Here is a 22,372-nt window from a genome sequence, read left to right as displayed (position 1 = left end):
ACTTCAAACAGACACGGAGAGTGGTTCGATATGGTCAATTGGGCGCTGCTATTGGCAGTCGTCAGTGGATTGTTATGGGCTGCGACTGTATTGCTTGTCTGGAATAAGGATCGGGGACAGATGGATGCTGTTGGAGCAGGGCAGGCGCCGAGAGCAAAATCCTCGGCATCGATGCAGGAACGCTGGTTGATCGATGCGCCACTTGAGGCAGCACGCCGAACAGGCCTGCTAACGCGTCTCCAACTGCCGCTAGCAAGTCTGCATGGCAAGCTAATCGTGCTTCGGGGCAGTGGTTGGCAATATGCCAATACGGAACGGTTCGCAGCCAACATGATCGGAATCGGGTGGGCGACATGGACTGGCGGGGCGCTTCTAGCAGGCCTGGCACATGAGCAGATGATTCTTGGATTGAGTGCGTTAATCGGTATATTGCTTCCCGTATCCAAGCTGCGTGATCCGGCGATTCAGCTGGAGCGGCGGCGTCAGAACATGGTGCTGGCGCTCCCGGATGTGCTCAGTAAGCTGATGCTGCTCGTCGGTGCGGGAGAGACCGTGCAACGTGCGATTGCAAGATGCGTTGATGTGCAGTCGATGGAGATGAAGGCGCGCCTCCTGCAATCGCAGCGGCGCAAGCCAGATCCATCCGTTCCCGAGCTTCCGCTTCAAATCGAGTGGCTGCGAATGGTACATGCCTTGGAGAATGGAGATTCGTTCGCCAGCGCAATTGAAGCATTCAGCAAGCGTTGTGCGGTACAAGAGGTATCGATGTTTGCGACCGTTATGCTGCTTCATTATCGGAAGGGAGGTGAACAGTTATCGCTGGCGCTGCGCGAATTGTCATTCTCGCTCTGGGAGAAGCGCAAGGCCACCGCGCGTATGCGAGGCGAGGAGGCGTCATCGAAGCTGTTATTTCCGATGGTCGGCATCTTCTTCTTGCTGCTGATTGCAGTGGGTGCGCCTGCCGTCCTCATGATGCAGACATAGGGGTCTTGAATGAGAAACCACAAAATCAGATTTGAGAGGAATGGTTGTAATGATGAAAAAACTAGCTAATTTGGGAATGGAAATGGGAGCGCGATGGAATGCGCGTGCTGCTCGATTCAGAAAGTCAGAGGAAGGTTTGGGCACGGTGGAGATCATTTTGATTGTTGCAGTAATCGTTACGGTAGTTCTTATATTCAGGGAGCAGTTATCCACGCTAGTTAAAAAATTATTTAATTCGGCTGACACAGAGACACAACGCGTGTTTACACAATAATGAAACGCAAGAAGTTTACTAGTGAAGATTCCGGCAGCTTCACTCTAGAAGCAACGCTTGTATTCCCGATTCTTCTCCTTGTTATCGTCATCGTCATTCTATTCGTGTGCTACATCTATGAGAAAGCGGTGCTCTATGGCGCCGCTTCTGTCACATCGGAGCAGACGGCCTTCCTGTGGGATAACAGTTATCGCAATGCAAACACGGGATTAGCTGGAGAAGGAGATTATGACGGCTTGTATTGGCGCATTAAGGATGATGAGCTTGTACAGTCGTTGTTCGGACTAAGCGAAGGTGATGAAGCGGACGCGATGATCCCGATCGGTGACTCAGCCTCCAGCGCCCCTACCTCTTCGACTAGTGATGCAGGCTCACTCACGGAGCTCAAGTTGAAGCGTACGACACAGCATCTGGAAGGCGTAATGATAGGCGAGAATCGGTACAAACGGAAGCTGACGAGTCGATTCGTTGAGACTGCTCTTCGAACGCCGATGGAGTCGAATGTACTGAGCAGCCGGATCGATCATTACGAGCAAGCGTCAATGGCATCTTCAATTATTGTGGATCCTGCTGAATTTATTCGGACAGTAGATCTTGTTCGCTATTATACGAGCAAGCTGGGGTCAAGCGAGAATACTGGTACGGATACGAACAAGAAGCAGGAAGCGGGCAAGGTGCTGAGCAAGACGCTGGAGAAGTCGCCGCAGCCGAAACGTTGAGACGAAGGAAGGAGACAGCGTGATGCAACCAAATGCGCATAGCTCGCAGTTGAACCGACAGCCTCAGCCTTGCACATCCTATAGGTTTGTTAGAAGGCTATATCGGCGAAGCGAAGGCGCAGTGACCGTATTTTTCATCGTCGTGACGGCTATGATCCTGCTGCTCGGTACGATCCTGATCGATTATGCACGCATCGCTGCTTTCAATACCTTGACGGAGCATGCGGTTCGCACTTCAGTCCGCTCGGTGCTGTCTGCTTATGATGCTGCGCTGTATGAACGATATGGGTTGTTCGGCAGGGGCGGCACGCCAGGCGAAACGATTTTCGAACGAAGCCTGCGGGGGACGCTTGAGTACGATGGCGGTGGCAGCGGTTATCGACCAGTGGTGCCGCAAGTGGATGGGTTTACAGTCGAGGATGCTGCGTATTTGGGCAGATACGATGTGCTGGACCGACAGATTTTGGAGGAAATGAAAATTAAAGCGCCTGTTGATTTCATGATCGATATCGGGTCACGATTCACGTCCATGTCGCAGCTGATGAAGGAATCATCGACGACTTCGGATGCGCTATCGCGCGCAGGGAAATTGTACGATAAGCGTCAAAAGGCGCTGCTCGAAGCCCTAGATAAAATGCGTGCCATCGCACAGCTGGCAACTGGTGCAATGACGGGCGAACAAGCGTCGTCACTCGCAGAAGGGTATGCTAGCTACGATGATTGGAAAACGTCCATCGAGAGCATTTCTCTATCCATATCACGTGTCCAAGCTCAATTATCTACAGGAACGAATCTATCAGATAGTGAGAAAAAAGCGCTTAATGATTCGATCAGTTCAAAGAGGCGGCAGAAGCAGGCATACCAAGACAAAATGGATCAATACGAGTCGAGCATGCGCTCTATTGCTGCAAGCTTGAATCAGCAGGCCGCGCAAGCGCAATCCGAGCTTCCATCCTTGAAGCAGTCAGCACTTGAACTCATTGCACAAGCTGAAGGCTATAATCGGGAAATTCAAACAGCGGTGACACAAGCTGAATCGGCAACGGCCGCTGGTTATGATGAGGTTTCCAGCCAATCGGAGGATGCGGATCAGTCAGGCAATAGCATAGAACTGCGCAAGATCAGACAATCCACCGAGCAGCTTGTATTGGAAGATGAGTGGTTTGCAGCGTTTCGCAATGAGGTGGAGCAGCAGGCGGTTGATCTTAAGGCAGTAATTGATGCTGCTTTCCGATTCGCCTCAAGCGCTCAACAAGTAGGCTCTGGAGGAGGCGGCAGTGAAGCGTCGCTGGCCGCGGAAGCTTCAAGTATGAAGCAAGCCTACACTCGATTTTCTCAGCGGTATATATCGCCAGCATCGGTCATTTCGCAGCGGGAGAGTCTCATTCAATCGGCGAATGCGGTTGACGAACAGCGCAAGAAGGATGAGGCAGAGGCCAAGGAGATTATGAACGACACGAAGAACCTGATGCCATCCTCATCCACGAATGGAATGACGGATGAGGAACGAGATCTATACAAGCAGGTACAAGCCAGATATGATGCGAATCGGCTGTTCAATTCGGCTGCTGACGAGGCGGCAGAGCTGGCGGCACAGTGGGCGGATAATGTGGAAGGTCAGCAGGAGAGCTCGAATGCAATGATGGGTTCTTTGTTCAACGGATTAGCAGATATGCTCTCTGGCACGCGAGATACGCTCTATACAGGGGAGTACGTCCTTCATCGGTTCCAAACCTATGCAGCACAACTGCAAGCTTCTTCAGCAGGGGGCAGTGGCAGTAATACGGTTGGAAATGCAACGGCATTTGCTAACCAAGAGGCGGAGTACATCCTTTATGGTTTCGACCAGCCAGGTGCTAATGCGGCGGCTGCGATCGCGGAAATATTCGGTGTGCGGTTTGCCATTCGACTAATGGAGGGCTTCATCGAGTGCCGATCACTCGGACACCCGCTGCTTGTGTTGTCGGGCGCTCTGCTGTACGCTGCGCGTAATTCAGCGTTAGATATGAAAGATTTAATGCAGCGAGGCGCAACTAAGCTGTCCAAATTTGCGGATGTCGATGTCCAATATAAAGATTATTTACGGCTGTTTATGCTTTTGCATAGTGGAGGCGATAAACGCTTATCTCGTATTGCTGCTGTTATTGAAACGAATACCGGTACCGATCTATCGCGCACGCCTGCCGCTGTGTCGGCATCGGCTGATGTATCGATAAAGCTGCTGTTTCTACCTGGTGCGATGAGCGTATTGGGGACGTTCGGTTTGCTGCAAGGAAGGGTGACGGGCAATCGCTATGAGACGACTAAGCTGGCTGGAATGGCGTATTAAGCAGAGTCTTCCGTATGTAATACCGGCGAATAGAAGGCTGCGGAATCGCAGCGGGAGGACTAGACGACAGCAGGATCATGAAGCGGGAAGCATTGTGCTTGAAGCTTCCATCGTGGTGCCGTTATTCCTCATGTTTGTTATCGCGCTCATTATTCTCATTCGGACGACCTCTGTCCAGATGGCGCTGCAATCTTCATCTGTCCAGCTTGCGAAGCAGGTTGCAACACACTGGAGGCCAATTGTATTAGCAAGTGATTCGCTTGCCAATGCAGAGTCGACTACTACATCGGGTAGTTCGGCAGCATCAACGGATGCAGCTGATTCAACATCTCAGAAGCTGTCAGGATGGAGAGAAATTGCCGCGGATACTGCAGCTAAGCTGCCGGAGCCGATGGGTACGCTCTCATCTGCCGCGCTTCGGGGCGATTGGAATACAATTGAGGACTTTGCGGTCTCGCAAGCGGGTCGATCTGTACTAACGCCTGTTCTTCGCGAGCTAGCAGATCAAGCAGTGTTAGAGCAGGATCAACTAGAGCTGCACAAAGCGTTACTCCCATCCCTTTCAGGTGGAAGCAATGAATATGTAGAAATCGAAGCGGAGTATCCGTTTCCGATTCGTATTCCGTTCAGCAACCAATCGTTTGTACTTCGTGAGAAGGCAGTAGAGCGGGCATGGCAACCGGATCCGGTTCCGGCACAATATACGGCGAATAATGATGCAATCTCGATTCAAATTGTTTCCGTACAACCCGATCCCGTTCGTCCTGGACGCAAAGCGACAGTTGTCGTTCGGACCAATCCGAATACGGAGCTGAATCTATCTATTCAATATAAGAGCGGCTACAGTCAAGCGAAGAATGTTGGACCGGCTACCTCCGATGCTAATGGCTATGTACAGTGGACATGGTTGGTTGGCGGCAATACGACACCGGGTATTTGGCGACTGGATGTGACAGCGGCTGATGGCACTTCTGCGGGAAGAACGCTGGCTGTCGAGAAGTCACAGTCTTAGAGGTATGCGCAAGTTAAAAGGGGAGACGTGAGATGATCGCTTACTGGGGGGCATCGGTACTCATTGCTTGTGCCTTGCTGACGGATGTCCGCAGCATGCGGATCCCGAATGTTCTATGTGCTGGAGCATTCGCTGCTGCCCTGTTATACGGGGTTATCGCATCGGGCGGCCACGGGCTGCTTGTATCGATAATCGGAGCGGCAGCAGGATTTGTGCCGATGTTGGCTATGTATGCAGTCAGAGGCATAGGGGCAGGAGACGTGAAGCTGTTTGGCGCACTAGGTGCGTGGCTGGGCACGCAGCAGGTTTTGAATCTAATGATGTATTCCATTTTATATGCGGGAGCGATTGGTCTTCTGCTTCTAGCCGTCTGTCGGCTATGGGCATGGCCGGAGCGGCTGCTAAATCGAGAGTCTTCTACCAATCAGGACAACGTCAAGAAACGTCGCAGCCCGGTCAGATTTCCGTTCATGATTGCTGTTGCGCCGGCTGCTGTAACGTGCTGGTATATGATTTGGCTTTAATAGACTATTGAGTCGCGGGGAGAGGGGAATGAATGGAAGCATTTCGTGTGGATTTCGCTATGAATCGAGGTCATGAGCTGATTCTCGACCGAGAGCAGCCAATTAAGCGAGAAGAGCTTGATGCGATGGAGCTGCAAATGCTGCGCAGCAATCAAGTGCCGTTTCTGCTGCCGGTTGAGTGGATAGAGATCGACGGCTGTGTCACATTCCGATACAGCATCGAGGGTAGAAGGATGCTGTCGCATCAGCTGCAGCTGCAAGCTATAACGATGCAGCAGTTTTATATGTGTCTGCTGTCGATTACCGAAGCGCTGGATGCATGTAAATCGTATTTGCTAAGACCGGAATGCTGCATGCTTGAAGAAATGTATATTTTCGTAGGCGAGCGGTGGGATGATGTGTCGCTCTTATATGTTCCGTTTCGGAATAAGGAGCAGGCAGCTGACGAACTGGCCGCCTTCGTTCCATTAGTGATGCGGCTTGCGGCACATGTGCAGCAGCTGGATGGCGTTGGGCTGCAGACGATTCTTAGACAAGTCAATGATCACCGCAGTGTTCGTCCTGCTCTTATTCGTACATTGCTTCAATTAATAGGTGGAGAGAATGGGGAGTCGCCGCATTCTACAACAGCCTCTCTATCTACTGCTGGTATGGATCAGACGATGGTGGGGATGAACCAATGGAACGAGCTTGAACGGATTTCGCCAATTACTGCAGCAGGCGTTCCAAGCGTTAGTAAAGCACTAGTACAGCAGCAGTCATGGCAGCAAGCCTCAACAGCCAAGCAGCCTCAATCGATTGGGATGGGCAATGGCAGCAAAGACATGCAGGCACCTGTTTATCCAGCGTTGGAGGCCGCTAAGGTAAACCAATTGGTTCCATCCATTCCATCGCCAGCGGAACAGCCATCATTTGCAATACAGCAGCAGCACGAGCTGCAGCTGAGTACACTGGGAGAAGAAGATGGGGCGGTTTCGCAGCAGCAGTCTCGTAACAAATGGTTGATGATTTGCGGTGCTGCGATCGTTATCGCGTTAATCTGGAGATATACCTATGCGGATCGTCCATCGTCTAGTAATTTGTTGGTAGCGGTTGGCGCATCACTGTGTATGGCTGCGGTCTTGTTCTACCTGCTGAAGAGACAGAAGAATCATGACGTCCTGGGTCAGCCACCGCAGCATTTATCCGTTGCTGCCAAAGGGCAAGCAAACGACGCAGCAGACTTAAACTATTGGCCGGAATCACGATTATTAGAAGAAAGATTGAGCTCTGGCGAAGTAGGTCAATCGTCTCCTGCTCCATCAACAGGGAACTCCCTTTCTCGTGGAACGGTCATGTCGGCACAGCGTGAAGCGGCTAACCATCCTTCCGTTTCATCCGATGCTACGGTATGGATGGGCGGCAGTGCAGCTACTCAGAATATAGGAGCTGACAATTTAATAGAAGGAAAAGGGATGAAGCAGCCGAGATGGGGACTTGAACGAACGTGGAAGGGGAAGAGTGATCAGTATTTGCTGCCCTCCGATCATCCTTCGTCTGCTGTCCTCGTTATTGGTAGATTCTCTGAGAAGGTTGATATTGCGGATGAACACCCAGGCATCTCGCGCGTTCACGTGGAGTTCGGCCGCTCTGAAGATGGCTGTTCAGCGAAGGATATGGGATCACGGAATGGAACGACATTGAACGGCAGCCCGATGATCGCGTACAAAAGCTATAAGCTGAACAACGGGGATCAGCTGCAGCTTGCTGGAAACGCGGGTCCGATCTATACCGTTCGGCAGGTTGGATAAACAGGTAAGGATGTATGCGATGCATACCAAAAAGCACCGTTGAATGAATAGGCGCCAGCATTGCCTGCCTATCTTTCAACGGTGCTTTTGCATACGAGATGAATGCTTATTGCCGAGCTATCGCTTGCAGCGCCTCGTCTACGGTAGGATAACGATATTGGAAGCCGGCTTCCAATGCCCGCTGAGGCACGACATGCTGGCCTTTGAGAAGCAGGGCAGACATCTCTCCGAAAGCAGTCTGAAAGACGAATGCCGGAAGCGGGATCCAATGAGGACGCCGGAATGCGCGGGCAATGGCTCGTCCAAATTGGTCGTTCGTGGCTGCCTCAGGCGCGCAAGCATTAATGACGCCGGCTAAGCCTTCGGTATCTAGGCTGAACAGAATCAGCCTTACCATATCCTCCAGGTGAATCCAAGGCAGCCATTGGCGGCCATTGCCGATCCGACCGCCAACGAACAGCTTGTAGGGCAGCGCCATGAGCGGAAAAGCTCCGCCGAGGCCATCAATGACAACCCCGATCCGCAGCTTGACCACACGTTCGGCATCGATTGCCTTCGCGGCTTCTTCCCATTTGAGCACGACGTGCGCGAGAAAATCATCTGCACTTGGCTGCGGAACGCTCGTTTCATCGAATACAGCTGTCTCGGAGGAGCCGTATACGGAGATGCCGGATGCTTGTACGACAACGCGAGGCTTCTCAGGCTGTGCTGCTATCAGCGCCGCTGTACCAGCTGCCGCTCGAACTCGCGAATCGACGATGCGCGCCTTGCCCGCTGCAGTCCACCGCTGGTTGATCGATTCTCCCGCGAGATTGACGACGGCGTCTACTTGCCCGATCATTCCTGGCTGGGCTGCTTCTTCCCATGTAGCATAGGCTGCATCTGGACGCTGCTTCTCCGCAGGCGGTACGCGTCTAGTAATGATGACGACTTCATCGCCCCGAGCGACGAGCGCATCAACGAGCGCGTTTCCGATATAGCCTGTCCCGCCTGTAATTGCAATACGCATCCGTATACACACTCCCGACAACATCGATGATCGATGAACGATCATTTTCTGGAATTGATGATCTTACCTTATGTGTTATTGCACAACCTCAATCTTCGTCAACTGACGTGTGCCGTCGCTTTCGGTATATTCGATCTTCACTTTTGCATTACTCTGGATCGCCGAAGCCTGCTGCTCTGCTTGTTCCGTTAGTTGATAGACGAATATACCATCGTCTGTCTCGATCTCGGCAGAGTGGGAATCTGCAAGTCCATTGTAAGTGCCTGTCGCTTCTTTGACTTCGTTGTCCGAAGCAGAAGCGGTATCATCCACATTGCCACTATCGCCACTACCAGCCTGGGTCGACTGATCGCCAGATCCCGAATCGGAATCCGCGGGTGCAGTGCCCGTCTCTACAACACCTGTTGAGTCGCTTCCATTCGTCGTACTTTCAACGCCACTGCCGTTGTCCAGCGATTTGGATTTATCGCTGCATGCTGCAGTTGTCATCAGCGCTGCAAGTAGGATAGAAGCTGCAATGGTGCGTACGGTACGACTTTTTCTCTCACGAATCAATTCTTTCATCTGGTTATACCTCCTGGCCGTTCGATTCTTGTATGTATTACCCTGCTGGGGCCCGGACTAATCGCAAGCCTTACTTGTTCAGCAGATGCGTGAACGCGGAATAGTCGATGCCTCGTTTATTCAAGAAGCTGACGAGACTTCGATAATCGCGCTTTGGTGTTGCCCGAATGTAGCCTTCAATGCAGTGATCACGGGATACTTCCGCGTCGCCCTTCTCAATGGCAACCTGCGCGATTCGTGCAGCAATCGAATGCCGTGCAATATCGCGGAAGGCGCTCGGTACTGGTGATACGAGCTCTTCTAGAAACGATTTGGAATCGTCGCTCCACATGCCGCGGCTGCGGTCGACCCAATAATTTTGCCAATCGAGCTTCGATTTGCCGTCTCGCTTTGGCAGTACTTTTAGGAATTTACGGAACATCATGAAGCCGCCGATCGACATGAATCCGATCATGACGACAACCCAGAAAATAATGAAATACATGAACCAACTTTGTCCACTCATGGTTAGCATTCACCTCTTGATGAATTATACCGTATTCCTAGCTTTATTTCGATATTGCTTGTACAATAAGGGGTGATTCAAGGTGAAACGGCTGTGCCGTTCTTTAAACGGCGCTGTGCGTTTCATTCCGGAGAAATATGAGCTTACGTATTACGTATGAAACTTATAAAGTCTTATATTTAAGAAAGGGGCGTACAATCTATATGTTGAAAATAGGCTCCCATGTTTCGTTTTCCGACAAAGGACTGCTGACGGCAGCTGAAGAAGCGGTATCCTACGGCTCCAGCTCATTCATGATTTACACAGGCGCACCGCAAAACACCCGGCGTAAGCCGATTGAGACTCTATATATTGAAGAAGGACGCGAAGCAATGCGTAAGGCGAACATCGACGAAATCGTCGTGCATGCGCCGTACATCGTAAACCTTGGCTCGTACAAGGACGATACGTTCGAGCTTGCGGTTAACTTTCTTCAAGAGGAAATCCGCCGCACGGATTACCTTGGCGTAAGCAACATTGTTCTTCACCCTGGTGCTTACACGGACAAGGATGCGGAATACGGTATTAATCGAATTGCTGCAGGACTCAACCTCGTGCTTGAAGGCACGAAGGAGACGAAGGTTAACATTGCGCTTGAGACGATGGCGGGCAAAGGTACCGAGATTGGCCGCAGCTTCGATGAGATCGCAGCGATCATCGATAAAGTACGTGACAACGAGCGTCTGACGGTCTGCATGGATACCTGCCACATTCACGATGCCGGCTACGATATCGTCAATGATCTGGATGGCGTACTCGGAGAATTCGACCGTATTGTCGGCTTGAACCGCATTGCGGTCGTTCACTTGAACGACAGTAAGAACCCACGCGGCGCAGGCAAAGACCGCCATGCTCCGGTTGGTGCTGGCTGGATTGGATACGAAGGCATTCGCGGAGTCGTCCATCATGAGGCGCTCGCTGGTCGTCCGTTCATTCTGGAGACGCCTTGGATCGGTAAGAACGACAAGAAGGAGCGTCCAATGTATGAAGCGGAGATCGCGCTGCTTCGTGGTGACGCTGCTGAACGCTTCGGCGCATCGTATTTCGACGATGTAGAACGTCTGCAACGGTTCTTCTCCGATATGTCGATCGAGGCGCGTCCATATGTACTGAACGTATGGGACGTACTGAAGAACGACGCGAAGGCGAAGAAAGCCGATCCACGCGAGCCGATGGATCGGTTGTATGACATCATTATGGAACATAACGTGTTCCCGGAACTGTCCGAGGAGCATATTAACCACCGTCTGATCGGCTGGTTCGCAGGCAAGGCGGCGCTCGTAAACGCGTAATGCCTTGATTGAAAATAGTGATTTAGTAAGTGAGCGAGAGGATGAATGGTTCGCTATGCAACAACCTTATCAACCTCAGCAGTCCCAGCAGCGCAGCGACACAAGCAAGCGCGCGCGGATGCTGATTTCCTGCCCGGACCGTCCGGGTATCGTAGCGGCTGTGTCGCATTTCTTGCATGAACACGGCGCGAACATTGTACAATCGGATCAATATACGATGGATCCGGAAGGCGGCATGTTCTTCATCCGCTTTGAATTTGATTTGAACGATATGGAGCGCGAGCTCCCGATTCTTCAAGAGGATTTTACACGGGTAGCGGACCGCTTCGAGATGAAATGGCACACGTTCCGTGCAAGCCGCAAGAAGCGGATTGCAATCTTCGTATCGAAGGAAGACCATTGTTTGCTGGAACTGCTTTGGCAGTGGCAGGCAGGAGATTTGGATGCGGAGATCGCGATGGTTGTGAGCAATCACAACGATATGCGCGGCCTGGTCGAAGGCTTCGGCATTCCGTTTCACCATATTCCGGTTACGCCGGATACGAAGCCGGAGGCAGAACGCAAGCAGATGGAGCTTGTGGCGGACAAAATCGACCTCATCGTGCTCGCACGTTATATGCAGATCATTCCGCAGAAGTTCATCGAGCAGTTCCCGAACCGTATCATCAACATCCACCATTCGTTCTTGCCGGCATTCGTCGGGGGCAAGCCGTACCATCAAGCGTACCAGCGCGGTGTGAAAATCATCGGCGCTACGGCACACTATGTAACGGAGGAGCTCGACGGTGGTCCGATCATCGATCAGGACGTGCAACGTGTAACGCACCGCGACAACGTCGATAACCTGAAACGTATCGGCCGTACGATTGAACGCGTCGTTCTTGCTCGTGCGGTGAAGTGGCACATCGAGGATCGAATTCTCGTGCATCAGAACAAGACGGTTGTGTTTAACTAATTTGTGAAAAGGCTATCCGGATGGTCATTCATAATGACCTCTGGATAGCCTTTTCAATTTGCTGCGAGTAAACCGCCTCACCGTTTTGCTGATAAACCAGCGGGGCGCGCGCGTCGTTAAGATACATTAATGTGTGCTATCCCCCTGGAAGGCTGGCTTCGCGCCAGTTAGAGCACAAAAATGTATGCTATCCGGCCAGCAAACCGATAACCGTCAGGTTAAGATACGTTAATGTGCACTAACCACGGCGAAAGCTTTTTGCATCTCCTAGCTTCATTTACGATTAAATCATGCTGTGTCTGGCAACGCTAATATTGGCTGGTTCTGCCGGGGAAGCATGTTGTCCGGCAACCTGTTCACATATACATGGCTCTATCGATACGGCACTTGAATATTTTGCACAAGCGCCGATGTCCATAGAGCCCTTTTGTGTGTATATGTCAACAATCGAGATTATCGGACTTTACGAAAGTTTTTCATTAATTTTCGAAGAATGTTCGGTTTAAGCTTGAATTTGCGCGTCCATATAATATATTTTTATGAATGGCATCGGATATCGTAATCACTCCAGGCCGTATTTAGATATGGTAATGCACCTTGGAGAGTGGTACAATATTTCAAAGCCATTGCGCACGCTAGTACAAGCGCGCATTATCCATAAAGAGAGATAATAAAAGGCATTATAATGGGCAAATAGGAGGAATTAAGCAAATGACAGTTACGCAAAAGTCCATCGAACAGCTTTCGATCGATACGATTCGCACACTGGCGATCGATGCGATCGAAAAATCGAAATCGGGCCACCCGGGCATGCCGATGGGTGCTGCACCAATGGGCTACCAATTGTTCGCAAAAACGATGGTACACAATCCTTCGAACCCATCCTGGATTAACCGGGACCGTTTCGTCCTGTCCGCAGGTCATGGTTCGATGCTGCTTTACAGCCTTCTTCATCTGTCCGGCTACGGCCTGTCGATCGATGAGATCAAAAACTTCCGTCAATGGGGCTCCAAGACACCTGGTCACCCAGAGTTCGGTCACACAGCTGGCGTAGACGCTACGACAGGCCCACTCGGCCAAGGCTTTGCAATGGCTGTCGGTATGGCGATGGCGGAAGCGCAGCTCGGCGCTACTTACAATAAAGACGGCTTTAAAGTCGTTGATCACTATACGTATTCCATCTGCGGCGACGGCGACCTCATGGAAGGCATCTCCCATGAAGCAGCTTCCCTTGCAGGCCACTTGAAGCTCGGCAAGCTCGTCGTACTGTTTGACTCGAACGACATCACGCTTGACGGCGAACTGAACCTGTCGAGCTCCGAATCCGTACAGAAGCGTTTCGAAAGCTACGGCTGGCAAGTACTGCGCGTAGAGGACGGCAACGATCTGGAGGCAATCTCCAAAGCGATCGCAGCAGCGCAAGCAGAAGCATCCAAGCCAACACTGATTGAAGTTAAAACGGTTATCGGCTACGGCAGCCCGAACAAAGGCGGTAAAGGCGGCCATGCTGGCCCGCACGGTTCCCCACTCGGTCCTGACGAGACGGTTCTGACGAAACAGTTCTATAACTGGGAGCATGAGCCATTCACAGTTCCTGCTGAAGTATCTGCACACTTTGGCGAAGTGAAGCAAGAAGGCGAGAAAGCCAACGCTGCTTGGGACGCGAACTTCGCTGAATATAAAAAAGCATTCCCAGAGCTGGCTGCTCAATTCGAGACGGCTGCCGCTGGCAACCTGCCTGCTGGCTGGGACGCTGACCTTCCGAAGTACACGTCGGAAGACAAGCCGCTGTCGACGCGTGTTGCTTCCGGTAACGCTCTGAACGGCCTGGCGAAAAACATCCCGAACTTCGTGGGCGGTTCCGCTGACCTCGAAAGCTCGACGATGACGCATCTCAAAGGATTGCCGGTGTACAAAGCAGGTCAATACGACGGCCGTAACATTTACTTCGGCATTCGTGAGTTCGGTATGGCTGCTGCAATGAACGGCATCACGCTGCACGGCGGCCTCAAAGTATACGGCGGTACGTTCTTCGTATTCACGGACTACCTGCGTCCAGCCGTTCGTCTGTCGGCTCTGATGAAACTGCCAGTAACGTATGTCCTGACGCATGACTCGATCGCAGTCGGCGAAGACGGCCCTACACACGAACCGATCGAGCAGCTCGCTTCGCTGCGCATCATCCCTGATCTGACGGTTATCCGTCCGGCTGACGCTAACGAGACGTCCGCTGCTTGGGCTTACTCGGTTGAAAACAAATCGAACCCAGTTGCGCTCGTGCTGTCGCGTCAAAACCTTCCGGTTCTCGAAGGTACGGCTGATAAAGCGCGCGAAGGCATCAAAAAAGGCGCTTACGTTATCTCCGATGCAGCGAACGGCCAACCGGTCGCTCAACTCATCGCAACGGGCTCTGAGGTTCAACTGGCTGTAGCGGCTCAACAAGCGCTGGCTGCAGAAGGTATCCAAGTTCGCGTTATTTCGATGCCAAGCTGGGATCTGTTCGACAAGCAATCGCAGGAGTACAAAGACTCCGTATTGCTGCCGAATGTTAAATCTCGTCTGGCAATCGAAATGGCTCACTCGTTTGGTTGGGAACGTTACGTTGGCGACCAAGGCGCAGTACTCGGCATCAACACGTTCGGCGCATCCGCTCCTGGCGACCGCGTCATCAAAGAGTACGGCTTCACGGTTGAGAATGTTGTCAGCAAAGTTAAAGGTCTGTTGAAATAGTCTTAACGCTAATGCATAAGGCGCAGCGCTACCCGCGCCGCGCCTTTGCTGTAAGCATATATAGCATCCATTCAAGCAAGGGAGAGTTGTTTATAATGTCTCAATTCGATGGCGTATCGGTAGTGAAGGAAGCAAATGTGTATTTCGATGGCAAAGTAACGAGTCGCGCAGTTATTTTCGCGGACGGTACGAAAAAGACGCTCGGCATCATGATGCCAGGCGACTATGAGTTCGGCACGGACTGCATCGAAATTATGGAGATCCAGGCGGGCGATCTGAAGGTGCTGCTGCCAGGCGAAACAGAATGGCTACATATCCAAGGTAAAGGTGAATTCACCGTACCTGCGAATACGAAATTCAAGCTTCAAATCGCAACGGTAACAGATTATATCTGCTCTTATATCCACGAATAACATCAAGTATTGAACTTGTACAGCGCGAGTGGAGGAAGACGCATGAGGTCGGATTCGACAGCGGACGAGAAGGCCGCATGCCTGTCGCATGCGGCCTTCTCGTTAAAAATATAAGACGCTATAAGTTATTTGCTGCGGGATTATCTTATTGCTTCTTTTCACCGATCGCTCGTCCAATCCACTGCTCGTACACTTTTGCAACAGCGGATAGATCAAGCTGGCCATAGCCGGCCGCATCGCCGACTTGGTACAAGCTCTTCGAAGCCTCGAGCAGAGGGGTTGGTACACCAAGCTTATCGGACAGGACGGAAGATAGTCGCAAATCCTTGAGCATCAGCTCGAGTGCGAATTGGACGCTGTAATCCTGTTCGAGCAGCTTGCCGCCCTTCAGCTCTGCTGCTCTGCTAGCGGCACCGCCTGATTGGATAAGTTCAAGGAACGAGCTGCCTTCAATGCCGCCTTTGGCTGCAATGGCGAAGCCTTCCATCAGCGCAGCTGTGTTGATGCCAACGACCGTGTTGTGTGCCAGCTTTGCGACAGCACCGCTGCCGCTTGGTCCCATCGGAATAACTTTCCGACCCATCGCGAGCAGTACCGGTTCAATGGCAAGTGCCGTCTCGGCGCTGCCGCCGACCATGAAGACGAGCATGCCGGCTTCGGCTGCTGGCTTGCTGCCAGTGACCGGAGCGTCCAAGAAAATGGCGCCGCGGCTTGTTGCATCGACCGCTAACCGGCGAGCGAGATCAGGCGAGATCGTGCTGCTATCGACGATTACCGTTCCTTCGGATACGGCGGAGAAGATGCCTTGTTCGCCATCGTAGACGTCACGGATCGAGTCATCATTGCTGACCATCGTAATAACGACTGAACGGCCGCGTGCCGCGTCAGCCGGCGATGCAGCGACCGCTGCGCCTAGTTCGCGAAGCTGTTCTGCTTTAGCGGCAGTGCGATTGTAGACGGTAACGTCGAAGCCTTTGTTCAGCAGATTGGCTGCCATTGCATAGCCCATCGTGCCAAGGCCGATAAATCCGATAGATGTTGTCATAACGATAACCTGCTTTCTAAGTGATCTAATCTAATTGTAACACATCCTCAAACCATGATTTGAATAGGGAGGCTTTACTAATGAGTAAAACAGTTCAATTTGATTACAGCAAAGCATTGACGTTCGTCGGCCAACATGAGGTTGACTACCTGACAAGCCAAGTGAAGCTTGCGCATGAGCAGCTGCACAATGGCACGGGCGCAGGCTCGGACTACCTTGGTTGGATCGACCTGCCAACGGCATATGACAAAGAAGAATTCGCGCGCATCAAGCAAGCGGCTTCGAAGATTCAATCCGATTCCGAAGTGCTGATCGTGATCGGTATCGGCGGTTCGTACCTTGGCGCTCGCGCAGCGATCGAGATGCTGTCGAACTCGTTCTACAACGTTCAGACGGACGCTAACCGTAAAACGCCGCAAATTTTCTTCGCAGGCAACAACATCAGCTCGACGTACGTAACGCACCTGCTGCAGCTGCTTGAAGGTCGCAACTGGTCGATTAACGTTATTTCCAAATCCGGCACGACGACGGAGCCAGCTATTGCATTCCGTATTTTCAAAGACGCACTCGAGAAAAAATACGGCAAAGAACAGGCTCGCGCACGCATCTACGCAACGACGGACAAAGCTAAAGGCGCACTCAAAACGCTGGCAACGGCTGAAGGCTACGAGTCGTTCATCATTCCAGACGATGTAGGCGGACGTTACTCCGTTCTGACGGCTGTTGGCCTCCTGCCAATCGCAGTTGCGGGCATCGACGTAGACGCGATGATGAAAGGCGCTGCTGACGCGCAAGCTGAATACAGCAACCCGAACCTGGCAGAGAACGAAGCGTACCAATACGCTGCAGTTCGTAACGCCCTGTATCGTAAAGGCAAAGCAACTGAAATTCTCGTAAACTACGAGCCATCGCTTCACTTCGTATCGGAATGGTGGAAGCAGCTGTTCGGCGAGAGCGAAGGCAAAGACTATAAAGGCATCTATCCAGCATCCGTAGACTTCTCGACGGACCTGCACTCGATGGGCCAATTCATCCAAGAGGGCAACCGTAACATCTTCGAGACGGTTATCCAAGTGAAGGAAGTTGCGGAGCACATCACGATCCAGCGCGATGCAGAAGACCTTGACGGTCTGAACTTCCTCGAAGGCAAAACGCTTGATTTCGTTAATAAAAAAGCGTTCGAAGGCACGCTGCTTGCGCACACGGACGGTCAAGTGCCGAACCTGATTGTCAACATTGCGGACATGACGCCATACACGTTTGGTTACCTGGTATACTTCTTCGAAAAAGCTTGCGGCATCAGCGGCTACCTGCTGGGCGTTAATCCGTTCGACCAACCGGGCGTTGAAGCATACAAGAAGAACATGTTCGCACTGCTCGGCAAGCCTGGCTACGAGAAAGAAAAAGCGGAGCTGGAAGCTCGTCTGTAATGCTGCCTAGATATCGAACGTTAAGACGCGAGGGCGACAAAGAAATCGTTATCCGCAAGTCGCGTTTTATCGGGTATGGCACGCCGGTCGCCTCCGAGGAGGAGGCGATCGCTTTTATCGAGCGGATTAAGAAGCTGCACCGGCAGGCAACACATAACTGTTCAGCTTATGTCATCGGCGAGCGGGACGAGATTCAGAAGGCCTCAGATGATGGCGAACCAAGCGGTACAGCTGGCAAGCCTATTCTTGAGGTCATCAAGAATCAGGGTCTCAAAAATGTCGCCATCGTCGTCACTCGCTACTTCGGGGGCATTCTGCTCGGCGCAGGTGGCTTAATCCGCGCTTACGCGGACGGTGCCGTTGCAGCGACGGAAGCTGGCGAAGCGATCGAGTACGTCCTGCATCGTGAAGTCATCGTCGATGTCGACTATACGTGGTACGGCAAGCTGGAGAATGAATTCCGCGGCCGCGAGCTGCGCGTTGAAGGCACTGACTTTACCGATCGCGTGACCGTAACCTGCCTGCCGATCGAGTCAGAGGCAGATACGTTCATCGCTTGGGTGACGGATCTGACGCAAGGGCAGGCCGTCATTATGAAAGGCGAGGCAGTCTATCGAATCGACGGTGAATAACGTTAAGCAAGTAACAGGATGCGGAAGAGCTGCTCCATTCCGATGCGCAATCGGATGGAGCGGCTCTTTGTCTACATAGATGTCTATTTTTTTACAAAGCATCAATTTTGTCGATAAAGGATTGACGGAGTGCCGATTCGTCTGCTAAATTAAGAATACCAAGTACTTTAATAGGAATTGTTATATCAAGAATGGCAAGCTACGTTGTCCTACGGCTCGAGCCGATGGTTTGGAGGTCTGTCCACTGATATGAATTTCAAGTTCCGCAGCCGATGGTGGAGTTTCGGCTTCCGCAGCACGGTCATGCTCTACTTCATTTTGTTGATCGTTATCCCGATTATTGGAATCTACACACAATCATTCTCGCTAGGATGGACGCCTTTCTACGAAAGCATATCCGATCCACTCGCTTGGAAGGCTGTGCTGTTAACCGTCAAGCTGGCTTTCATAGCAGCGATCATTAACATTCTCATAGGCACGATGATTGGCTGGACGCTGAACCGGTATAAGTTCGCCGGACGTCGGCTGCTCAACAGTCTCGTCGATCTTCCGTTCGCATTGCCGACTGCAGTAGGCGGATTAATGATTTTGCTGCTGCTCGGACCGAATAGTGCGGTTGGGTCGATTGCCGAGAAGCTGGGCTTCGAGATCGTGTTTCATGAACCTGCGATCGTCGTGGCGATGGTGTTCGTTACTTTCCCATTTGTTATTCGCGCCGTACAGCCGCTGCTGGAGGAGCTGGACAAATCGGAGGAAGAAGCGGCCTACACGATGGGCGCAACGAAGGCGAAGACGTTTATTCAAATCATTTTCCCTTCCATATTGCCTGGCGTATTGAGCGGAGGCATGCTTGCATTCTCCCGGGCACTCGCCGAATTTGGCGCAGTTGTACTGGTAGCTGGCAACATTCCGGGTAAAACGCTTATCGCTTCCGTCTATATCTACGGTGAAATTGAGAGCGATAATTCGCAAGGCGCAGCTGCGGTATCCATTCTTTTGTTAACCTTCTCTTTCCTCATTCTTTGGATCGTTAGCAGGGTTCAAGCGAGGAGGAGCAGCAAATGAAAAAAGTTTGGATTCCGATTACGTATATCATCTTTATCATTCTAATTATTATCCCGTTAATTCGGATCTTTACCGGAGCGATGGGCGATGGCTGGGGCGGCTTCGTGGATGCATTAAGCCGGCCGGAAGCACTACATGCGCTCATGATGACGGGACTCATCACGATCGTAGTTACACTCATCAATACGCTGTTTGGCGTTATGCTGTCGCTCTACCTCGTTCGAGCGGAGTGGCTGCCGAGTAAGCTGAAGCAGCTGTTGAACAGTATTTTGGACCTGCCTTTCGCCGTATCGCCAATCATTGGCGGTCTCATGATCGTCCTGCTGCTTGGTCCGAACACGGCGATTGGCTCTCTGCTTAATGATGCAGGCATTAGTATCGTATACGCATTCCCAGGGATGGTTATCGCAACGCTGTTCGTGACGTTCCCGATGATGGTTCGCGAGATTATGCCGGTGCTGCAGGAGATTGGTTCCTCCCAAGAGGAAGCGGCTTCAACACTGGGCGCTTACTCATGGTACACGTTCTGGAAAGTAACTTGGCCAGCGATCCGCTGGGGCGTCATCTACGGTGTCGTCCTGACGGTCGCACGATGTTTCGGTGAGTTCGGTGCGGTTCTGGTCGTTTCCGGTAACATTATTAATAAGACCCAGACAGCGACAACGCTCGTCTATCAGGATGTAGAGAACTTTAATGTGACAGCAGCCAACGGCGTTGCACTCGTATTGGCCGCTTTCTCTGTCGGCTTGCTTTTGCTCATGGAATGGGCGAAGAAACGAAAGGAAGTGCATTAGACGATGCATATCGAGGTGCGGAATTTAAACAAACAGTTTGGCGATTTTCATGCGGTGCGCGATGTCAGCTTCACGATTGAGAAGGGACATCTGATCGGTCTGCTCGGACCAAGCGGCGGCGGCAAAACATCGATTCTGCGCATGCTCGCAGGGCTCGAGACGCCGACATCTGGCGATATCGAGTTTCTCGGCCAGCGCGTGAACGATCTGCCTCCACAGGAGCGCGGCATCGGCTTTGTATTCCAGAACTATGCGCTGTTCAAGCATATGACGGTATTCGATAATATCGCATTTGGTCTGAAGATCAAGAAGCAATCCAAAGAGCAAATCAAAAAGCGCGTTATGGAGCTCGTCGAGCTGACTGGATTGCTTGGCTTCGAGCATCGCTATCCGCACCAGCTCTCTGGCGGTCAGCGCCAGCGTGTTGCATTCGCTCGTGCACTTGCACCTGAGCCGCAGCTGCTGCTGCTCGACGAACCTTTCGCAGCAATCGATGCGAAGATTCGTACCGAGCTGCGCACATGGCTCAAAGAGTTGATCGAACGTGTAGGCATTACGTCGATCTTCGTTACGCATGACCAAGAGGAAGCAATCGAGGTTGCGGACGAAATTATGATTATTAACAAGGGCCGTCTGGAGCAAAAAGGGACGCCTTGGGATATTTATAAAAGCCCTGAGACGCCGTTCGTGGCGGGCTTCATCGGTGAATCTACGATTATTGAAAATATCGGGGCGATTCGCGGTTTTGAAGAGGCTGCTGCATGGCAGGGCACAAAAGCTCTCATTCGTCCGGAATATATCGAGATCGGCAAGCCAGGCGAGATTGGTCTTGCATCTGCTGCAATGGAGGGGCGTGTGAAGCAGCTTCACTTCCGCGGCAGCGAATGGATGGTTGAGATCGAGGTGGGCAATGCAAAGCTGATTACGTACCGTTCGCTGGAGAAGGAAGTGCTGCATCCAGGCGACGCGCTTAGCGTACTTGTGCATCGCGCCTATCTGTTCAACGACAATGACAGCTGGATTATGGAGAACAAGCTGAAAGAAGATCCGATGCCGATTTTCATTTAATCTGGCGCGGTTTACTAGAATGCGGTCAGGGGCAATATTCATGTGGAAATGGATAGCTAACAAAGCTGCCCGTCAACGGGTGCAGATCGTATTGACGGGAATCAGCATACTCCTTCTGCTGACGGCCTGCGGTGGTGGTTCTGAGACGAATACTAGTGCAGATCAGGAGCAGAACGGATCGAATAAAGGCGATGTTACGCTCGTTATCGGGGCTTACTCGGTTGTGAAGGATGCCTTTGGTGATCTGCTGCCGAAGTTCCAAGAGCAGTGGCAGAAGAAGACAGGACAGAAGGTCGTATTCCAAGAGTCATATGAAGCTTCGGGTACACAGGCACGTTCGATTATCGGCGGCTTCGATGCGGATGTTGCTGCCTTGGCGATGTCAACTGATATTGAGAAAATCCAGAAGGCTGGACTTATCGATGACAACTGGGCCGACAATGCGTATAAAGGGATGATTACCGACTCTGTCGTTGTACTTGGTACGCGTGAAGGCAATCCGCTCGGCATTAAAAGCTGGGATGATCTGACCAACAAAGGTGTGAAGGTACTGTATCCGAACCCGAAAACGTCAGGCGGCGCACAGTGGGACATTAATGCGATCTACGGTGCGGGTCTGAAGAAGTCGGAACGGGAGACAGGTGTCAAAGATCCTGAATACGCGAAGCAGTATTTGAAGAGCATCCATCAAAACGTAGAGTCGCTTGATAAGAGCGGACGTGCATCGATGGCGGCATTCGAATATGGCGTTGGCGATGTGATCGTGACGTATGAGAACGAGCTTCGTGCGCGTATCCGGCAAGGTGTGCCGTATACGATTGTCATTCCAGATGACACGATTCTGATCGAGAATCCGGCTGCAGTCGTGAACAAGAATGCGAAGAAGCATGGCGTCGAGGAAGTGGCGCAGGCATTCGTGGACTATCTGGTGTCGGAAGAAGCACAGCAGATTTTCGCAGAGTACGGGTTCCGTCCAGTGAACGCGAAGACGGCTGAGAAGGTCAAGGATCAGTTCGAGCAGCCGAAGGGATTGTTCGATATCGAATACTTGGGCGGCTGGAGCAGCGTTCGCGATACGCTTTACTCCAAGAAGGGTGTATGGTATCAGGTACTTGCGGGTATCTAATGACCTGCCTCGACATGGAATTTAGATTTGTCATATAGGTATATTGAAAGCTCTGATGCTTGGCTTAAGCCGC

Annotated in this window: 21 protein-coding genes; 17 read left to right on the top strand and 4 right to left on the bottom strand. The window is 51.9% G+C overall.

Annotated elements, in window-relative coordinates:
• Window positions 1–30: 30 nt before the first annotated feature.
• Genes DFQ01_RS14105 through DFQ01_RS14075 form a run of 7 tightly spaced genes read left to right on the top strand, consistent with a single transcriptional unit; the run spans window position 31 to window position 7,632 of the window.
• Window positions 31–984 carry a type II secretion system F family protein gene (locus DFQ01_RS14105; protein WP_110044527.1) on the top strand — a complete coding sequence of 318 codons (954 nt, stop codon included), beginning with the start codon at window positions 31–33 and terminating at the stop codon, window positions 982–984.
• 49 nt (window positions 985–1,033) lie between these two features.
• Entirely contained in the window at window positions 1,034–1,258 is a 225-nt protein-coding gene (locus tag DFQ01_RS14100) for a Flp1 family type IVb pilin (RefSeq protein WP_245946678.1), read from the top strand.
• Entirely contained in the window at window positions 1,258–1,977 is a 720-nt protein-coding gene (locus DFQ01_RS14095; protein WP_110044526.1) for a TadE/TadG family type IV pilus assembly protein, read from the top strand. Before DFQ01_RS14100 ends, DFQ01_RS14095 begins: the two co-directional genes overlap by 1 nt.
• 19 nt (window positions 1,978–1,996) lie before the next feature.
• A complete protein-coding gene (locus DFQ01_RS14090) occupies window positions 1,997–4,306 on the top strand; it encodes a TadE/TadG family type IV pilus assembly protein (RefSeq protein WP_219993698.1) in 2,310 nt (769 codons plus the stop codon).
• Window positions 4,272–5,318, top strand: coding sequence for a hypothetical protein (locus DFQ01_RS14085; RefSeq protein WP_146216870.1), 1,047 nt, complete (start codon window positions 4,272–4,274; stop codon window positions 5,316–5,318). The genes DFQ01_RS14090 and DFQ01_RS14085 overlap by 35 nt, the downstream gene beginning before the upstream one ends.
• 32 nt (window positions 5,319–5,350) lie before the next feature.
• Window positions 5,351–5,842, top strand: coding sequence for an A24 family peptidase (locus DFQ01_RS14080; protein WP_110044523.1), 492 nt, complete (start codon window positions 5,351–5,353; stop codon window positions 5,840–5,842).
• Window positions 5,843–5,874: 32 nt separating this feature from the next.
• Window positions 5,875–7,632 (top strand): DUF6382 and FHA domain-containing protein, encoded by a 1,758-nt coding sequence (locus DFQ01_RS14075; protein WP_110044522.1) that lies wholly within the window; start codon window positions 5,875–5,877, stop codon window positions 7,630–7,632.
• Between the two features lie 106 nt (window positions 7,633–7,738).
• Here the strand turns inward: DFQ01_RS14075 and DFQ01_RS14070 are convergent, their stop codons facing one another.
• The 3 genes from DFQ01_RS14070 to DFQ01_RS14060 all read right to left on the bottom strand — a co-directional run bounded on the left by DFQ01_RS14070 (window position 7,739) and on the right by DFQ01_RS14060 (window position 9,710).
• Window positions 7,739–8,641, bottom strand: a complete 903-nt coding sequence (locus tag DFQ01_RS14070; protein ID WP_110044521.1) for a TIGR01777 family oxidoreductase — start codon at window positions 8,639–8,641, stop codon at window positions 7,739–7,741.
• A 75-nt stretch (window positions 8,642–8,716) separates the two neighbouring features.
• Window positions 8,717–9,205, bottom strand: a complete 489-nt coding sequence (locus DFQ01_RS14065) for a hypothetical protein (RefSeq protein WP_110044520.1) — start codon at window positions 9,203–9,205, stop codon at window positions 8,717–8,719.
• Between the two features lie 70 nt (window positions 9,206–9,275).
• Window positions 9,276–9,710 (bottom strand): DUF2621 family protein, encoded by a 435-nt coding sequence (locus tag DFQ01_RS14060; RefSeq protein WP_110044519.1) that lies wholly within the window; start codon window positions 9,708–9,710, stop codon window positions 9,276–9,278.
• Window positions 9,711–9,913: 203 nt separating this feature from the next.
• Between DFQ01_RS14060 and DFQ01_RS14055 the strand changes: the two genes are divergently transcribed.
• The 4 genes from DFQ01_RS14055 (at window position 9,914) to ppnP (ending at window position 15,139) form a co-directional block, all read left to right on the top strand.
• Window positions 9,914–11,041, top strand: a complete 1,128-nt coding sequence (locus DFQ01_RS14055) for a deoxyribonuclease IV (protein ID WP_110044518.1) — start codon at window positions 9,914–9,916, stop codon at window positions 11,039–11,041.
• 55 nt (window positions 11,042–11,096) lie between these two features.
• Entirely contained in the window at window positions 11,097–11,996 is a 900-nt protein-coding gene (gene purU / locus DFQ01_RS14050; protein ID WP_110044517.1) for a formyltetrahydrofolate deformylase, read from the top strand.
• 711 nt (window positions 11,997–12,707) lie between these two features.
• Window positions 12,708–14,726 (top strand): transketolase, encoded by a 2,019-nt coding sequence (gene tkt, locus DFQ01_RS14045; protein WP_110044516.1) that lies wholly within the window; start codon window positions 12,708–12,710, stop codon window positions 14,724–14,726.
• Window positions 14,727–14,821: 95 nt separating this feature from the next.
• A complete protein-coding gene (ppnP, locus tag DFQ01_RS14040) occupies window positions 14,822–15,139 on the top strand; it encodes a pyrimidine/purine nucleoside phosphorylase (protein WP_110044515.1) in 318 nt (105 codons plus the stop codon).
• Between the two features lie 145 nt (window positions 15,140–15,284).
• On the opposite strand, the gene DFQ01_RS14035 is transcribed toward ppnP, so the two are convergent.
• On the bottom strand, window positions 15,285–16,184 hold the full coding sequence (locus DFQ01_RS14035; protein ID WP_110044514.1) for an NAD(P)-dependent oxidoreductase: 900 nt from the start codon (window positions 16,182–16,184) through the stop codon (window positions 15,285–15,287).
• Window positions 16,185–16,264: 80 nt separating this feature from the next.
• On the opposite strand from DFQ01_RS14035, the gene DFQ01_RS14030 reads away from it, so the two are divergent.
• The 6 genes from DFQ01_RS14030 to DFQ01_RS14005 all read left to right on the top strand — a co-directional run bounded on the left by DFQ01_RS14030 (window position 16,265) and on the right by DFQ01_RS14005 (window position 22,299).
• Entirely contained in the window at window positions 16,265–17,614 is a 1,350-nt protein-coding gene (locus DFQ01_RS14030) for a glucose-6-phosphate isomerase (RefSeq protein WP_110044513.1), read from the top strand.
• On the top strand, window positions 17,614–18,246 hold the full coding sequence (locus DFQ01_RS14025; RefSeq protein ID WP_110044512.1) for a YigZ family protein: 633 nt from the start codon (window positions 17,614–17,616) through the stop codon (window positions 18,244–18,246). The genes DFQ01_RS14030 and DFQ01_RS14025 overlap by 1 nt, the downstream gene beginning before the upstream one ends.
• 249 nt (window positions 18,247–18,495) lie before the next feature.
• The gene (gene cysT, locus DFQ01_RS14020) at window positions 18,496–19,311 is read left to right on the top strand and encodes a sulfate ABC transporter permease subunit CysT (RefSeq protein ID WP_110044511.1); all 816 of its coding nucleotides are present in this window, start codon (window positions 18,496–18,498) and stop codon (window positions 19,309–19,311) included.
• The gene (locus DFQ01_RS14015; protein ID WP_110044510.1) at window positions 19,308–20,105 is read left to right on the top strand and encodes a sulfate ABC transporter permease subunit; all 798 of its coding nucleotides are present in this window, start codon (window positions 19,308–19,310) and stop codon (window positions 20,103–20,105) included. Before cysT ends, DFQ01_RS14015 begins: the two co-directional genes overlap by 4 nt.
• 3 nt (window positions 20,106–20,108) lie before the next feature.
• Window positions 20,109–21,173 (top strand): sulfate/molybdate ABC transporter ATP-binding protein, encoded by a 1,065-nt coding sequence (locus DFQ01_RS14010; RefSeq protein WP_110044509.1) that lies wholly within the window; start codon window positions 20,109–20,111, stop codon window positions 21,171–21,173.
• Window positions 21,174–21,213: 40 nt separating this feature from the next.
• Window positions 21,214–22,299 carry a sulfate ABC transporter substrate-binding protein gene (locus DFQ01_RS14005; protein WP_110044508.1) on the top strand — a complete coding sequence of 362 codons (1,086 nt, stop codon included), beginning with the start codon at window positions 21,214–21,216 and terminating at the stop codon, window positions 22,297–22,299.
• Window positions 22,300–22,372: the final 73 nt, after the last annotated feature.

It is taken from the genome of Paenibacillus cellulosilyticus (assembly GCF_003182255.1).
GTDB classification, from domain to species: Bacteria; Bacillota; Bacilli; order Paenibacillales; family Paenibacillaceae; genus Paenibacillus_T; species Paenibacillus_T cellulosilyticus.
This window is presented reverse-complemented; position numbering and strand designations above follow the sequence as displayed.